The 16,332-nt window shown below is 63.2% G+C and carries 14 protein-coding genes; 11 read left to right on the plus strand and 3 right to left on the minus strand.

Going from position 1 to position 16,332, the window contains the following annotated elements:
* Window positions 1-14: 14 nt before the first annotated feature.
* Genes senA through egtD form a run of 3 tightly spaced genes read right to left on the minus strand, consistent with a single transcriptional unit; the run spans window position 15 to window position 3,476 of the window.
* On the minus strand, window positions 15-1,202 hold the full coding sequence (senA, locus tag AYR66_RS05255) for a selenoneine synthase SenA (RefSeq protein WP_088706651.1): 1,188 nt from the start codon (window positions 1,200-1,202) through the stop codon (window positions 15-17).
* A 55-nt stretch (window positions 1,203-1,257) separates the two neighbouring features.
* Window positions 1,258-2,493: an ergothioneine biosynthesis protein EgtB gene (egtB, locus tag AYR66_RS05260; RefSeq protein WP_088706652.1), complete on the minus strand. Its 1,236-nt coding sequence runs from the start codon at window positions 2,491-2,493 to the stop codon at window positions 1,258-1,260.
* A gap of 11 nt (window positions 2,494-2,504) precedes the next feature.
* Entirely contained in the window at window positions 2,505-3,476 is a 972-nt protein-coding gene (gene egtD, locus AYR66_RS05265) for an L-histidine N(alpha)-methyltransferase (RefSeq protein ID WP_088706653.1), read from the minus strand.
* A gap of 194 nt (window positions 3,477-3,670) precedes the next feature.
* On the opposite strand from egtD, the gene AYR66_RS05270 reads away from it, so the two are divergent.
* From AYR66_RS05270 to AYR66_RS05320, 11 genes are all read left to right on the plus strand, one after another.
* Entirely contained in the window at window positions 3,671-4,318 is a 648-nt protein-coding gene (locus tag AYR66_RS05270) for an ABC transporter ATP-binding protein (protein WP_088706654.1), read from the plus strand.
* Complete coding sequence (locus AYR66_RS05275; protein ID WP_088706655.1) at window positions 4,315-6,858, plus strand: FtsX-like permease family protein; 2,544 nt, start codon at window positions 4,315-4,317, stop codon at window positions 6,856-6,858. The genes AYR66_RS05270 and AYR66_RS05275 overlap by 4 nt, the downstream gene beginning before the upstream one ends.
* On the plus strand, window positions 6,858-7,931 hold the full coding sequence (locus AYR66_RS05280; protein WP_088706656.1) for a lipocalin-like domain-containing protein: 1,074 nt from the start codon (window positions 6,858-6,860) through the stop codon (window positions 7,929-7,931). Before AYR66_RS05275 ends, AYR66_RS05280 begins: the two co-directional genes overlap by 1 nt.
* On the plus strand, window positions 7,928-9,706 hold the full coding sequence (locus tag AYR66_RS05285; RefSeq protein ID WP_088706657.1) for an ABC transporter transmembrane domain-containing protein: 1,779 nt from the start codon (window positions 7,928-7,930) through the stop codon (window positions 9,704-9,706). Before AYR66_RS05280 ends, AYR66_RS05285 begins: the two co-directional genes overlap by 4 nt.
* Window positions 9,707-9,767: 61 nt before the next feature.
* Window positions 9,768-10,562, plus strand: a complete 795-nt coding sequence (locus tag AYR66_RS05290; protein ID WP_088706658.1) for a thymidylate synthase — start codon at window positions 9,768-9,770, stop codon at window positions 10,560-10,562.
* Window positions 10,562-11,050 carry a dihydrofolate reductase gene (locus AYR66_RS05295; RefSeq protein ID WP_088706659.1) on the plus strand — a complete coding sequence of 163 codons (489 nt, stop codon included), beginning with the start codon at window positions 10,562-10,564 and terminating at the stop codon, window positions 11,048-11,050. The genes AYR66_RS05290 and AYR66_RS05295 overlap by 1 nt, the downstream gene beginning before the upstream one ends.
* Window positions 11,051-11,620 (plus strand): DUF4337 domain-containing protein, encoded by a 570-nt coding sequence (locus AYR66_RS05300; RefSeq protein WP_088706660.1) that lies wholly within the window; start codon window positions 11,051-11,053, stop codon window positions 11,618-11,620.
* Window positions 11,621-11,746: 126 nt separating this feature from the next.
* Window positions 11,747-12,925 carry an SRPBCC family protein gene (locus tag AYR66_RS05305; RefSeq protein ID WP_088706661.1) on the plus strand — a complete coding sequence of 393 codons (1,179 nt, stop codon included), beginning with the start codon at window positions 11,747-11,749 and terminating at the stop codon, window positions 12,923-12,925.
* Between the two features lie 212 nt (window positions 12,926-13,137).
* Window positions 13,138-15,387, plus strand: a complete 2,250-nt coding sequence (locus AYR66_RS05310; RefSeq protein WP_088706662.1) for an arginine/lysine/ornithine decarboxylase — start codon at window positions 13,138-13,140, stop codon at window positions 15,385-15,387.
* A gap of 147 nt (window positions 15,388-15,534) precedes the next feature.
* On the plus strand, window positions 15,535-15,999 hold the full coding sequence (locus AYR66_RS05315; RefSeq protein WP_088709612.1) for a carboxymuconolactone decarboxylase family protein: 465 nt from the start codon (window positions 15,535-15,537) through the stop codon (window positions 15,997-15,999).
* Between the two features lie 8 nt (window positions 16,000-16,007).
* Window positions 16,008-16,332: sigma factor (locus AYR66_RS05320; RefSeq protein ID WP_420093086.1), on the plus strand; the 325-nt coding region annotated here is incomplete at its 3' end.

Here is a 16,332-nt window from a genome sequence, read left to right on the forward strand (position 1 = left end):
AGGTGGCCGCTTTTTTACAACGCGCAGGTGCGGAAACCGATGAACATGTCGTCGCGCCCGGGCAGGCAGAAGTTGCGGAACTTCGGCGAACGCAGCCGCTGGCGCGTGGCGAACGAGGCGCCGCGCACACTCTGGTGGTTCATGAAGGCCGGCTCAGAATACTCGCGGAAGGCATCCGGCGCGAAACCGGGATACGGCTCGAATGGCGTACAGGTCCATTCCCACAAATCGCCCCAGCGCAATGCGGCATGTCCAGAGAGTGCAGCATATTCCCACTCGGCCTCCGTCGGCAGCCTGCGTCCCGCCCACATGCAGTAGGCCTGCGCTTCATATAGGCTTACGTGGCGCACCGGTTCGTCCGGCGTCAGCGTGACCTGCGCGCCGAAGCGGATACCACGCCAGTGACGGCCACCGCGTATCCAGTCGCGCGGCGCCGAGCGGTCCCCGGTCATCAGCCAGGCACGCCCTGCATTGCTCCAGAACTGCGGCTTCTGGTAACCGCCGTCCTCGACGAACTCGCCGAACTGCGCATTGCTGACAAGCGTCGAATCCATTACGAATGCAGGCACGTGCATGGCATGCGCCCATTTCTCGTTATCGAACACGAAGCCGCTGTCCGGCTTGCTGCCGAGTTCAATCGTCCCGCCGGGAAAACGGATCTCGCCCTGCGCCCATGCGGGCACATCCTTCTGGGCCAGCACGGCGGGTGCCGGGATGCCGAATGTCTGCAAATCATGCGCCATGGCTTCACCCCGCATGTCCTCGTAGGCGAGTGCCAGCCTGTAGGGATAGAGCGCGTCCGGTTCGTTTTTGGTCCGGCTCAATTTGTCGAGGGCCCGGTCCAGCACTTCATGGCAATAGGTCTTCAAGGCGCCCGTACTCGGCAACCCGAGCGACCAGCGTGTCCGGTGCGGCACTGTGTTCAGGTCGAACCAGTCGTCCCCCTTGGTCAGCAGCGATCCGCGATGCGGCGACGAGGCGTCGCTCGACGCAGCCTCGCGCAGGATGTACCACTCGGCAAACCAGGCGATATGCCCCAGCTCCCACAGCGGTGGATTGACATAAGGAAGGACCGGCACCCGCGCGGCGACATCAAGCCCGGCGGATGCATGGCATTCGAAGAGGTTCAGCGTGGTTTCGCGCGCGTCCTCGAGGGCGCCGGCAAGTTCATGCGGCGTGGCGGTGCGAAAGGAAAAGTTCATGTTGTCCGGATCGTGTCAGGCGGCGGATACCACCATTATCGACGCAATGGACGGTTCAAAGGGACCGGGCGAGACGTATTCCCGTGAATTGCCAGCGTGCCGCCGAGGGGAAAAAGTTGCGGTACGTCATGCGTGCATGTCCGGATGGCGTGGCGCAGGACGATCCTCGCAGCACGTACTGGTTGGACATGAACTTGCCGTTGTACTCGCCGATCGCGCCTTTGGCCGGGTGATAGCCGGGATACGGTGCGTAGCTGCTCAGCGTCCACTGCCAGCAGGCACCGAACAGTTCGCACAGCCCATGCGCCTGCTCGCGCGCTGAAGATATGGGATGCAGCCCGTGGGTGCCGAACGAGGACGCGCTGGACACCGCATGCTCCCATTCCGCCTCCGACGGCAGGCGCGCGCCGGCCCAGCGGGCATAGGCATCCGCTTCGAAATACGACACATGCGTCAGCGGCCGGTTGGGATCCAGCGGATGCAGTCCGTACAGCGTGAATTCCTTCCACGACGCGCCATCCTTGCGCCAGTACAAGGGATGGCCGAGCCGGTTTGCCTGCACCCATTCCCATCCTTCGGAAAGCCACCACGTCGGGTTGGCGTAGCCGCCCTCTTCCACGAAACGCAGGTATTCCCGGTTGTTGACCAGCCGCGACGCAATCGCGTACGACTCGATGAACTGCCGATGGCGCGGCGTCTCATTGTCGAAGCAGAAGCCGTCGCCGCCATGGCCGATGCATGCCAGCACCGCTTCATGCTCTACCCACGAAGGCGGCGCAGCCACGGGCGCCGGCCCGAACGATGCGTGCGAATAAGCGGGATACAAGGGATTCAGCGACAGCATGTGCTTGACGTCGGTGAGCATCAGTTCCTGGTGCTGCTGCTCGTGCTGCAATCCTGTTTCCACCAGCGCGAGCAGTTCGGCAGTCAGCGTCTGCTCCGACAACAAGGCAGCGATGCGCTCATCGACATTGTGGCGGTACGCCACAATCTCGCGCAGCGGCGGACGTGTCAGCATGCCGCGCTGCGGCCGGGGATGCTTGTCGCCTACGCCGTTGTAATACGAGTTGAACAGGACGCGGAACAACGGATGGAACGGCCTGAAGCCGGGTTCATGGGTTTCCAGGATGAAGGTTTCAAAGAACCAGGTGGTATGCGCCATGTGCCACTTGATCGGACTGGCATCCGGCATGGACTGCACGCAGCAGTCTTCCTCGGACAGCGGGCCGGCCAGTTCCAGCGTGTGTTTTCGCACTGCCATGTAGCGGGCAGCGAGCGTATCGACATTCATGTTCCGTCTCCTTAAACGGCGCGCGCATGGCACACCATGAACCACTCGCGATCGTCCGTCCAGGTTTGCACGCTGCCGAAGCCGGCGCGTTCCAGTAATTGCAGGAAATCATGCCGCGTGTACTTGTAGCTGTTCTCGGTGTGGATGCGCTCGCCCTGCCGGAAACGGCGTTCGCCGCCGTCCCAGCGGATAGTCACGCTCCGGCGTGCCTCGAGATGCATTTCGATGCGTCCGAGTTCTTCATTGAAAAAGCCGACATGCCGCCAGTCACCGACATCGAAATCGGCGTCGACCAGGGTGTTCAGGTGGCGCAGCATGTTCAGGTTGAAGGCGGCGGTCACCCCGATCGCATCGTCGTAGGCCGCGTCGAGCACCGGCTTATCCTTCAGCAAGTCGACGCCGATCAGCAACCCGCCGTCGCGGTTGCAGGCATCGCGGATGCGGCCGAGCAAGGCGGCGGCCTCGTGCGGCGTGAAGTTGCCGATGGACGAGCCCGGATAAAAAAACAGGCGCTTTTCGCGCCGTATGGTTTCCGGAAGGTCGAGCGAGCACGAGAAATCCATGCCGATCCCGCTGACTGCGATCATGGGAAAGCGCTGCCGGACGCGCTCGACCGCATCGCGCAGGAAGTCGACGGAAATGTCGATCGGCACGTACTGTCTGGGCTGCAGCGCATGGAACAGGCTTTCCGCCTTGGCGCAATTGCCGGCGCCGAGGTCGATGAAGGTGCTGCCGCGGCCCGCCGAACGCGCGATCTCGGAAAGATGGCGTTCGAAAATGCCGGCTTCGGTGCGGGTCGGGTAGTACTCGGGAAGCTGGCAGATCGCCTCGAACAACTTCGATCCGAGCGCGTCGTACAGGTACTTGGGTGACACTGTGGCCATTGGCGCCTGCAGGCCATCGACCAGTTCAGTCCGGATGACGTCCGCATCCCGGTGGTACAGCTGCAGGAAGTGGGGCTGGCCGGATGGGAAGTTGGGCATAGGTTCGATAAGGCAAACTTGCTCACATGCCAGATTAGGCGCTGCGGGATGAACGGCAAGGATTTTCGATATCATATTTGGCGGACTCCTCGCGGCTTTGAGGCGACACAAGATGCATTTGCTTATGTCGTTTTCGCATGCCCTTCCTTACGCGCATTGCTCCGGAAACAATAATTCCTCTCTTCCATAACGACATGCTCAGACTGCGGGACATCAACAAATCGTATGCAGGCGGCAGGCAGGTGCTGGCGGGTGTCGATTACACGCTGGAGGCCGGCGAGTATGTGGCCGTTATGGGCGAGTCAGGGGTTGGCAAGTCGACGCTGCTGAACCTGATCGCGGGCCTCGACAAACCGGATTCAGGCGAAATCCGCATCGACGACGTCGAGATGACGCGCCTGGACGACGATGCGGCGACGAAGTTGCGGCGGGAAAAGTTCGGCTTTGTATTCCAGGCCTTCCATGTCCTGCCGCACCTGACGGTCATGCAAAACGTCGCCCTGCCCCTGATGCTGAACCGGTCCGGGCTGGAACGCGCGTCGCAGATGCTGCAAGCCGTCGGCCTGCATGATCGCGGCGACGACTATCCGCGCCAGCTTTCCGGCGGTGAAATGCAGCGTGTCGCGATTGCCCGCGCGCTGGTGCATCGCCCCAAGCTGCTGCTGGCGGATGAACCCACCGGCAACCTCGACCCGGATACCGCGCACGAGGTCTTGCTGCTGCTGCGCAAGGAGATCAAGGACAACGGCGCGGCTGGCATTATCGTCACCCATTCGCCCGCTGCCGCTGCAACCGCTGACCGTGTGCTGGTCCTGACCCGCGACGGGTTGCAACCGGCATGAACAGGGGATCGATTGCACAGCTCCGGCGCTGGCTCACGGCTGGCGAGTGGCGCGCGCATCCGGTACGCGCACTTGTCGCGGCGGCCGCGATCGCGCTCGGTGTCGCGCTTGGCTTTGCCATTCATCTGATCAACGCGGCCGCGTTCAATGAATTTTCGGCCGCCGTCAAAAGCCTTTCCGGGCAGGCCGACCTGCAGGTGCGCGGCACGCAATCGACCTTTGATGAGTCGGTTTATGCAATGCTGGAGCAGCGCAAGGAAATCGTCGTGGCCAGCCCGGTCATCGAGGTCGACGCGGCGGTGCCGGGACGGCAGGGTTCATTGAAAATACTCGGCATCGACGTCTTCCAGGCCGGGTTCATTGCGCCCGATCTGGTCGGCGTACCGGCGGAAGACCGTGCCTTCGACACATTGGCGGACGATGCGATCTTCCTGTCGCCTGCCGCGATGGAGTGGCTGCAGGCGAAACAAGGCGACCGCGTGCAACTGCGCGCCGGCACACAGACGGTCGGCTTGCGCGTTGCCGGCGGGCTCATGCGCGCTCGCGCCGGGCAGCGGATTGCGGTGATGGACATTGGCGCGGCGCAGTGGCGCTTCAACCGAGTCGGACGGCTGTCGCACATTGAGCTGAAGCTGGCCCCGGGCATCGACCGCGGCGCCTTCCGGGCGGCGCTTGAAAAGGAGCTGCCCGCCGGCATGATCGTCACCGAAACCGAAGCCCAGGAAGCGCGCACGGCGAACATGTCGCGCGCCTACCGCGTCAACCTCAACATGCTTGCGCTGGTGGCGCTTTTCACCGGCGCCTTCCTCGTGTTTTCGACCCAGGCGCTGTCTGTGCTGCGCCGCCGCAGCCAGCTCGCGCTGCTTCGCGTATCGGGAATGACACGGCGCGAAGTGCTGGCGCATATCCTCGGCGAAGGTGCTTTCCTTGGAATCGCCGGTTCGCTTGCCGGGATCGCCGGCGGCTACGCCATTGCCGCCGCCGCGCTGCGCCTGTTCGGCGGCGACCTGGGCGGCGGCTACTTCCCCGGCGTCCAGCCATCCGCGCAGTTTTCGCTGCCCGCAGCGATCACGTTCTTCCTGCTCGGCACGACGGCAGCGCTGCTGGGTTGCGCCGCCCCGGCGTGGGAAGCGGCACGTGCGCGACCGGCGCAGGCGCTCAAGTCCGGAAGCGAAGACATCGCCCTGTCCCGCCTGGCATCGCCCTGGCCCTCCCTCGCCTGCCTCGCCGCCGGCGGCGCGATGTCGCAGTTGCCGCCGGTCTTCGAATTGCCGGTGTTCGGCTACCTGTCCATTGCGCTGCTGCTGATCGGCGGCATCGGGCTGATGCCGCGCATGGCGGCGCTGGTGTTTTCCTTCCTGTCCCGCGTCCTCATCCATCCACGATCGAATGCTGTCACCGCGCTCGCGCTCGGCCGCCTCGCCAATGCCCCGAACCAGGCATCGATAGCGCTTGGCGGCGTGCTCTCGAGTTTCAGCCTGATGGTCGCGATGGCGATCATGGTTGCCAGTTTCCGCGTGTCGGTCGACGACTGGCTGTCGCAGGTGCTGGCGGCGGACCTGTATGTACGTTCCGCGGCGGGCGGCAACACCGGTGCCTTCGCGCCGGCGGAACAGAAAGCGATTGCCACCGCGCCCGGAGTCGCCCGCGCCGATTTTCTGCGTGTCTCGCAACTGACGCTCGATCCCGCGCGCCCTCCCGTTGCCCTGCTCGCGCGGACAATCGACACAGCCGACCCCGGACGCATCCTGCCGCTGGTCGGGGAACCGGTCCCTGCCGCGAACCTGCCGGCTGACGCAGTACCGGTTTGGATTTCGGAGGCAATGACCGACCTCTACGGATTCCATCCCGGAGACCGTTACAAGCTGCCGCTCGCGGGTCAAACGCGCGATGTCTTCGTCGCCGGTGTCTGGCGCGATTATGTGCGGCAGTCGGGCGCGCTGCAGATGCGGCTGTCCGACTACCGGCAACTGACTGGCGATGTCGAAGTAAACGACGCGGCGCTCTGGCTGCACGCTGGATCCGCTACGTCGCAAGTCATCGAAAGCCTTCGGCGGCTTCCATTCGGCGATGCGCTCGAATTCTCCGAACCCGCGGAAATCCGCGCCATCAGCCTGCGCATCTTCGATCGCAGCTTCGCGGTCACCTACCTGCTCGAAGCGGTGGCGATGGTCATCGGTCTGTTCGGCGTGGCAGCGACCTTTTCCGCGCAAACGCTGGCACGCGCCAAGGAATTTGGCATGCTGCGGCATGTAGGCGTCATGCGCCGGCAGATTCTCGCCATGCTGGCGGCGGAAGGCAGCCTGCTCACCGTGCTCGGCATTGCCGTCGGCTTCCTGCTCGGCAGCGCGATCAGCCTTATCCTGGTGTTCGTGGTCAATCCGCAGTCCTTCCACTGGACCATGCAGCTACATATGCCCTGGGGCATGATCGCGGCGGTGGGCGGGGTGCTGTTGGTATCGGCGGCGCTCACGGCGCTTGCGTCCGGGCGCTATGCGGTGTCGGGCGATGCCGTGCGCGCGGTGCGGGAGGACTGGTGATGCTCGCATTCATCCTGCGGACGCTCATGCTGCTCGCGCTGGCATTGCCGGTATCCGCAGCGCCGCCGCAGCTCTCCGCCGTGGTGCCCGGGAAGACGGTCAACCTGCCGCAGGACATGGGCGCGCATCCCGATTACCGCACAGAATGGTGGTATGTGACCGGATGGCTGGAAACGCCCGACAAGAAGTCGCTCGGCTTCCAGATCACCTTCTTCCGCTCCGCCACCGACCACGATGCGGACAATCCCAGCCGCTTCGCGCCGAAGCAGCTCATCATCGCCCATGCCGCGCTGTCCGATCCGGCAGCCGGCAAACTGCTGCACGAACAGAAAAGCGCACGCGAAGGATTCGGACGCGCCTATGCCCGCACCGGCAATACCGATGTCAGGCTCGATACCTGGCAATTCGTGCGCGAAGCGGACGGGCGTTACCGCGCCAGCCTGCCAGGCCGCGACTTCACGCTCAACCTGGTGCTGACGCCAACGCAGGCCCCCATGCTGCAGGGCGAAAACGGCTTCTCCCGCAAGGGACCGAAGCCGGAACAGGCCAGCTACTACTACAGCGAACCGCAACTGAAGGTCGAAGGTTCGGTGTCGCGTGCAGGCAAGCCGGTGCCGGTCACCGGAACCGCGTGGCTGGACCATGAATGGTCGACTTCCGTGCTCGATCCCGAAGCCGCGGGCTGGGACTGGATCGGCGCCAACATGGATGACGGCGCCGCGCTGATGGTCTTCCGCATCCGCATGAAAAAAGGCGGTACGCTCTGGTCCCATGCCGCCCTGCGCGACCGCTCCGGCCGCGTCACGCATTTCGGACCGGACGATGTCGAATTCTTCCCGCAGCGGACATGGCGATCGCCGCGCACCGGCGCCGCCTATCCGGTCGCCGTCAAGGTGCGCACCGGCGGCATGCAATGGGAACTCGAGCCGCTGCAGGACGACCAGGAACTCGACTCGCGGCAATCGACGGGTTCGGTATATTGGGAAGGCGCCGTCACGATCAAGCGCGACGGCCGGCCCGCCGGACGTGGTTACCTCGAACTGACGGGCTATGTGAAACCGCTGAAACTATGACCACACCAAGAGAACAAAAAGGCAGCATCGCCACGCTGAAGGGCCTCCTGCCCTTCCTCGCGCCGTACAAACGGCAGTTCGTTCTTGCCGGCGTGGCGCTGGTTATCGCCGCCGGCGCCACGCTGGCGATTCCCTACGCGTTCCGACGCATGATCGACGCCGGGTTCGGCCCCGGCGGGCTGCAGGACCCGGCGCATATCGACGTGTATTTCCTGGCGCTCTTCGGCGTGGCAAGCGTGCTGGCGCTGGCCACCGCAGCACGCTTCTACATGGTGTCCTGGCTGGGCGAGCGCGTCACCGCCGACCTGCGCAGCGCGGTGTACGGCCATGTCGTCACGCAGAGTCCGCAGTTCTTCGAAACCACACAGACCGGCGAAGTGCTGTCGCGCCTCACCACCGATACCACCCTGATCCAGACACTTGTCGGTACAAGTATTTCGCTGGCCCTGCGCAATACCCTGCTGTTCGCCGGCGGCCTCGTGATGCTGTTCGTCACCAGCGTCAAGCTGTCGTCGATCATCATCGTAATGCTGGCGGCCGTGGTGGTCCCGATCATCCTGTTCGGGCGGCGCGTGAGAAAGCTTTCGCGCGATTCGCAGGATCGCGTCGCGGATGCGTCGGCGCTTGCGGGCGAAATCCTGAATGCAATGCCGACGGTGCAAGCCTATACGCAGGAACGGAATGAGGCTTCGCGTTTCGGCGGCTCGGTGGAACGCGCTTTCCATACCGCGATGCAACGCATCCGCGCGCGTTCGATGCTCACCGCACTGGCCATCCTGCTGGTGTTCGGCGCAATCGTGTTCGTGCTCTGGCTGGGCGCACATGCAGTGATTCAGGGCCGGATGACGACCGGCGAACTCGGCCAGTTCATCCTGTATGCGTCGATCGTGGCAGGCGCCACCGGCGCGCTGTCGGAAGTGATGGGCGAAGCGCAACGCGCCGCCGGCGCGGCGGAACGCTTGCTGGAACTGCTCGTCGTCCAATCGCCGATCCGCTCGCCGGAGAGGCCGGTCGATCTGCCCGCTCGCACCGCGAACGGTGCCACCCTCGCCTTGCGCAACCTGACTTTCCACTACCCGTCGCGCCCGCAGTCGGCCTCGCTGTCCGATGTATCGATCGATGCACGCCCCGGCGAGACGGTCGCCATCGTTGGCCCATCCGGTGCGGGCAAGACGACGCTGTTCCAGATGCTCCTGCGCTTCTACGATCCGCAGCACGGCAGCATTCATCTCGACGGCGTCGACATCCGCCGGCTCGACCTGCACGCGCTGCGCGGCGCGATCGGCATCGTGCCGCAAGATACCGTGATCTTTTCCGCCGACGCGATGGAAAACATCCGCTACGGACGCCCGCATGCCAGCGACGAAGAAGTGATACAGGCGGCAAAGCTGGCGGCCGCCCACGAATTCATCGAACGCCTGCCCGAGGGCTACCGCTCCTTCCTCGGCGAGCGCGGCGTGCGTCTGTCGGGCGGGCAGCGCCAGCGCATCGCGATCGCACGCGCCCTGCTGAAAAATCCGCCCCTGCTGCTGCTTGACGAAGCGACAAGTGCGCTCGACGCGGAATCGGAGCGGCTGGTGCAGGCCGCGCTGGAAGCCGCGATGGTCGGACGGACAACCCTGGTCATTGCGCACCGGCTGGCAACGGTTCAGCGCGCGGACAGGATCATTGTGATGGAGCACGGCCGCGTCGTGGAAAGCGGCACGCACGCGTCCCTAGTCGCACAAGGCGGGCTGTATGCGAGCCTCGCCGCATTGCAATTCGGTCAACAATAATTCGGACGGGCGGGCCGTCGAATTCCATTAAAATACCCGGTTCAATCGATCAAGCAGACCCATGCGCCAATACCTCGACTTCATGCGCCATGTGCACGACCATGGCACCGAAAAAACAGACCGCACGGGCACCGGCACGCGCTCGGTCTTCGGCTACCAGATGCGTTTCAACCTGCAGGAAGGCTTCCCGCTCCTGACGACCAAGAAGCTGCACCTGAAATCCATCATCCACGAACTGATCTGGTTCCTGGCCGGCTCGACCAACACCAAATACCTGAAGGATAACGGCGTCTCCATCTGGGACGAATGGGCGGATGCGGAAGGCAACCTCGGCCCGATCTACGGTTACCAGTGGCGCTCGTGGCCCACGCCGGACGGCAAGCACATCGACCAGATCACGCAGGTAATGGACCAGATCCGCAACAACCCGGATTCACGCCGCCTGATCGTCTCGGCCTGGAACGTGGCCGACATCCCGCAGATGAAGCTGCCCCCCTGCCACGCCTTCTTCCAGTTCTATGTCGCCGACGGCAAGCTGTCCTGCCAGCTCTACCAGCGCAGCGCCGACATCTTCCTCGGCGTGCCGTTCAACATCGCGTCCTATGCCCTGCTGACGCATATGGTGGCGGAGCAGACCGGACTCGAGGTCGGCGAATTCATCTGGACCGGCGGCGACTGCCACCTGTACTCCAACCACATGGAGCAGGTGCAGGAACAGCTCTCGCGCACGCCCTACGCGCTGCCGAAGCTGGTCATCAAGCGCAAGCCGGAATCGATCTTCGACTACAAGTTCGAAGACTTCGCCATCGAAGGCTACGAGTCGCATCCGCACATCAAGGCGCCGGTGGCGGTCTGATGGCGGACCTGACCATCGTCGTTGCCTTCGACGAAAAATACGGCATCGGAATCGACAACAAGCTGCCCTGGCATTTGCCGGAGGACCTTGCGCATTTCAAGCGCACCACCACCGGCCGCCCCATCATCATGGGCCGCAAGACCTTCGATTCCATCGGACGCCCGCTGCCCAACCGGCGCAACATCGTCATCACGCGCAATCCGGATTGGAAGCATGACGGCGTCGACGTCGCGTACTCGCTGGAAGCCGCGTTGAAGCTGGTCGGTGAAACACCGTCCTGCATCATCGGCGGCGGCCAGATCTTCGCCGAAGCGCTGCCGATCACGAACCGCATGGTCGTGACGGAAATCGGCAAGGCCTTCGAATGCGATGCCTTCTTTCCCGCGATCGATCCAAAGCAATGGAAAGAGGTCGCGCGCGAATCCCATCATTCCGAATCCAATGGATTCGATTTCGCTTACGTTACCTACGAACGCACAGGAGAATAAATGTCAGGACACGGTTTTCACGTCCATGGCCCGCATGACCATGAAGTGGAACACGCTGCCCACGGCGGCGATGGCTTTTCCAACAAGATCGCGGTAACCACCGCGATCCTCGCCACGGTCGGCGCGATCTTCGGCTACCAGGCAGGCGCCACGCAAAACAACGCCGCGCTGTTCAAGAACAACGCCGCGATCAAGAAGACCGAGGCCTCCAACCAGTGGAACTACTACCAGGCCAAGTCCAACAAGCAGAACCTGGCGGAACTCGCGCTGAGCCTGCCCGGGATCGACACGGACAAGTACAAGGCCGAAGTCGAGCGTTACAAGGCGGAAAAGGCCGACATCAAGGGCAAGGCCGAAGAATTGGAAGCGACGTCCGTGAACTGGGACCGGCAATCCGATGAACAGATGCACCAGCACCACCGCTGGGCGCAGGCGATGACCGCGGAGCAAATCGCGATCTCGCTGGCCGCCATCACCCTGCTCACCCGCAAAAAATGGCTTGAATACGCTTCCTACGCCGTTGCCGCCGCCGGCCTCGGCCTCGGCGTGCTTGCCTGGCTGCACCTCTAAGCATCTCCTGCCCGGCAATCGCCGGGCAACTCCTCTCCCCTCTGCCTGTCTCATTTATCCGTCGCGGCCGGTTAGTCGGTTGTTGACCGGCTGCACCATTCCGTCAACAAACAAAAGGAGATCGTCATGGACCAGGAGTCGGCAACATCGCAAGCGTGGGGAAAGTGGCTCGCCGGCGCGGCAATCGGTGCGGCGGCCATGTACCTGTCCGATCCCGAGCGCGGCAAACGGCGGCGCGCCCTCATCCGCGACAAGGCCGTCCACACCGCGCATCTCTCGTCGGATGCGATCGGCACTGCGTCGCGCGATTTTGCCAACCGCATGCAAGGCATGCGCGCGAAGACCGGACGCCTTTTTTCAAGACGCGGCAGGACGACCGATGACCAGCAGCTTGTCGAACGCGTGCGCTCGCGCGTCGGCCGTGCGGTGTCGCATCCGCATGCGATCAAGGTGCACGCGCAGGACGGCAATATCATCCTCAGCGGACCGGTTTTCGCGCACGAAAAGGACCAGCTTTTGATGGCGGTACGCACGGTGTCCGGTGTGCGCGGCATCGATGACGCCCTACAGGTTCACACCAATTCCAACGGCGTACCCTCTCTGCAGGGCGAAGGCCGGCCGCGCCGGATCCATACACCGGTCATGCAATCCAACTGGCCGCCGGCTTGGCGCGCAGCAGCCACGGTAGGCGGCGGCGCGCTCAGCGCCTATGGTTTGCGCAACCGCTCCGCACTCGGGCTGGCTGCTGCAGCGGTCGGCATCGGCCTCCTGGCACGCGGCCTGGCAAAGATGCAGGGACGCTCATCCGCGAACGCAGCGTCTCAAACCGTCGAGCTGAACAAGACCATCTACATCGAAGCCGCACCGGAAGCCGTGTTCGACGCCTGGTCCGATTACAAGAACTTCCCGCAGTTCATGTCCAATGTGCAGGAGGTCCGCGACGTCGGCGACGGCCGCACGCACTGGGTGGTCAGCGGGCCTGCCGGCATGCGGATCGAATGGGATGCGGCGGTAACGGAAAGCGACCGGCCGCATACCCTCGCCTGGCGCACCACGCAGGAGGCAGAAGTCGCGCACACCGGCCGCGTGCGCTTCGAGCCGGCAGGTACCGGCACACGCGCCAGCGTCCATATGACCTACAAACCGCCGGCGGGCACGCTTGGCGATGCGGTCGCCACACTCTTCCGCGGCAATCCGAAACACCAGCTGGATGAAGACCTGATGCGGATGAAAGCGCATATCGAGGGCGGCGCGCCTGAAAAGGGAAGCGAGACGATTCCCGAGCCGGTGATTTATCCGAGCTGATCCCGAGCGCACATGCACCGTCATCCTTGCCCCTGCGGATGACGGTGCATACAGACAAGAATCATCAATATCAAAACGACAATTTCCTGCAATCTTCGCAAAATCATCGCCATTTCGCGCACGCCCCCGCCATATCTGCGAAAATTCGGTTTTTCTTTTTTTCGGCGCGCAAGCTTTCCCGCCCAGGCGTCTCTGTCCTTTCTGGAGACCACATGAAATTCCGCTTCCCCATCGTCATCATCGACGAGGACTTCCGCTCCGAAAACACCTCCGGCCTCGGTATCCGCGCACTGGCGCAAGCCATGGAGGACGAAGGCATGGAAGTCCTGGGCGTGACCAGCTACGGCGACCTGTCGCAGTTCGCGCAGCAGCAATCGCGCGCATCGGCCTTCATCCTGTCCATCGACGACGAGGAATTCGGCGGCGGCTCGTCCGAGGAAACCGACGTCGCGCTGAAGTCGCTGCGCGCCTTTGTCGAAGAAATCCGCTACAAGAACGCCGACATTCCGATCTACCTGTACGGCGAAACCCGCACCTCGCGCCACATCCCGAACGACATCCTGCGCGAGCTGCACGGCTTCATCCACATGTTCGAGGACACCCCGGAATTCGTCGCGCGCCATATCATCCGCGAGGCGAAGTCCTACCTCGACGGCTTGGCGCCGCCCTTCTTCCGCGCGCTGGTTCACTACGCGAAGGACGGTTCGTATTCCTGGCACTGCCCCGGCCACTCGGGCGGCGTGGCTTTCCTGAAATCGCCGATCGGCCAGATGTTCCACCAATTCTTCGGCGAGAACATGCTGCGCGCCGACGTCTGCAACGCGGTCGAAGAACTCGGCCAGCTGCTCGACCACACCGGCCCGGTGGCCGCATCCGAGCGCAATGCCGCACGCATCTTCAATGCCGACCACTGCTACTTCGTCACCAACGGCACCTCGACCTCGAACAAGATGGTATGGCACTCGACCGTTGGCCCCGGCGACATCGTCGTCGTCGACCGCAACTGCCACAAGTCGATCCTGCACTCGATCATCATGACCGGCGCGATCCCGGTGTTCCTGATGCCGACGCGTAACCACCTCGGCATCATCGGCCCGATTCCGCTCGAAGAGTTCAAGATCGAAAACATCATGAAGAAGATCGAGGCCAACCCGTTCGCGCGCGAAGCCGTGAACAAGAAGCCGCGCATCCTGACCATCACGCAATCGACCTACGACGGCGTGCTGTACAACGTCGAGACCATCAAGGAAATGCTCGACGGCGAGATCGACACCCTGCACTTCGACGAAGCCTGGCTGCCGCACGCGACCTTCCACGACTTCTACAAGAACATGCACGCGATCGGCAAGGACCGTCCGCGCGCCAAGGAATCGCTGATTTTCTCGACGCAGTCCACGCACAAGCTGCTGGCCGGCCTGTCGCAGGCATCGCAGATCCTGGTGCGCGATTCGCAGACGGTGAAGCTCGACCAGGACATGTTCAACGAAGCCTACCTGATGCACACCTCGACCTCGCCGCAGTACGCGATCATCGCCTCCTGCGACATCGCTGCGGCGATGATGGAACCGCCGGGCGGCACCGCGCTGGTCGAAGAAAGCATCCTCGAAGCGCTCGACTTCCGCCGCGCGATGCGCAAGGTCGACCAGGAATGGGGCCAGGACTGGTGGTTCCAGGTCTGGGGTCCGGACAACTTCGCGGACGAAGGCATGGGCTCGCGCGAAGACTGGGTGATCCGCGCGGAAGACGACTGGCACGGTTTCGGCAAGCTGGCGCCGGGCTTCAACATGCTCGATCCGATCAAGGCGACCATCGTCACTCCGGGCCTGGCATTGGACGGCAAGTTCGGCGAGTCCGGCATCCCGGCATCGATCGTGACCAAGTACCTGGCCGAACACGGCGTCATCGTCGAAAAGTGCGGCCTGTACTCGTTCTTCATCATGTTCACCATCGGCATTACCAAGGGCCGCTGGAACACGCTGCTGACCGCGCTGCAGCAGTTCAAGGACGACTACGACAAGAACCAGCCGATCTGGCGCATCCTGCCGGAGTTCGCTGCAGCCAACCCGCGCTATGAGCGCATCGGCCTGCGTGACCTGTGCCAGTCGATCCACGACATGTACAAGACCTACGACGTGGCGCGCCTGACCATGGAAATGTACCTGTCCGACATGCAGCCGGCGATGAAGCCGTCCGAAGCCTTCGCCAAGATGGCGCACCGCGACATCGAACGCGTATCGATCGAAGAGCTGGAAGGCCGCGTTACTGCCATCCTGCTGACGCCCTACCCGCCGGGCATCCCGCTGTTGATCCCGGGCGAACGCTTCAACAAGACCATCGTCGACTACCTGAAGTTTGCGCGCGACTTCAATGAGAAATTCCCGGGCTTCGAAACCGACGTGCACGGCCTCGTCACGCAGGATGTGAACGGCAAGCGCGGGTACTTTGTGGACTGCGTGAAGTAAGTCACCAAGGTTTCAGGTAAGCAACAAAAAGCCACTTCGGTGGCTTTTTGTTTTTTGCGCCATCATTGTCACAAACGTCCGTCCCCGCGCGTCTAGCAATCAAGGACGGCATACTGGATGCCGTACCCATTCATCGAAAGGATTGGTATGTCGCACGCTGCACGCATTTCCCTGTTCAAATTTGCCCCGGCCAACCTCAAGGCCTTGCTGAACCTGTCCGGCTCGGTCAAGCAGAGCTCGCTGGGCGAACGCCTGGTCGAGCTGGTCAACCTCCGCATTTCGCAGATCAACGGCTGCGGCTTCTGTGTCGACATGCACTGGCGTGACCTGGTCCGCCAAGGTATGGACCCGCGCCACCTTAATGCGGTCGCCGTCTGGCGCGAAGCACCTTTCTTTTCCGAACGAGAGCGGGCTGCGCTGCGCTGGGTGGAAATCGTCAATGCCCAACCACACAGCGATGCCAGCGACGCCGAATTTGGCCGGGTGCGTGAATACTTCTCGGAGACCGAAGTGGTCGAACTGGGCTATGCTGTCGCAGCGATCAAGAGCTGGAACATGCTCAACCTGAGCCTGCGCAATCCGATTCCCGAAGTGCCGGCGCCCGGCATGTAAGGTGCGCGATGGAAGGACTGCCCATGCCGCAAACCGAGGACGTTATCGGCATTTTTGCCGGACTCCGGAAAAAGCTGTTTTCGGTGGCCTACAAGATGCTGGGTACGCGCGCCGATGCAGAAGACGTCGTACAGGACGCCTGGCTGCGCTGGCAGGCGGCGGACCATACCGGCCTGAAGTCTGCGGAAGCATGGCTCGTCACGGTCACCACCCGCCTCGCCCTTGACCGGCTGCGCGAACGCAAGTCCGAGCGCGAAAGCTATACCGGATGGTGGCTCGCCGAGCCGCTGATCGAACGCGACGAAAATACGCCGGAAACGGCGGCGGAAGGGG

This window comes from Noviherbaspirillum denitrificans (genome assembly GCF_002211445.1).
GTDB lineage: Bacteria > Pseudomonadota > Gammaproteobacteria > Burkholderiales > Burkholderiaceae_D > Noviherbaspirillum > Noviherbaspirillum denitrificans.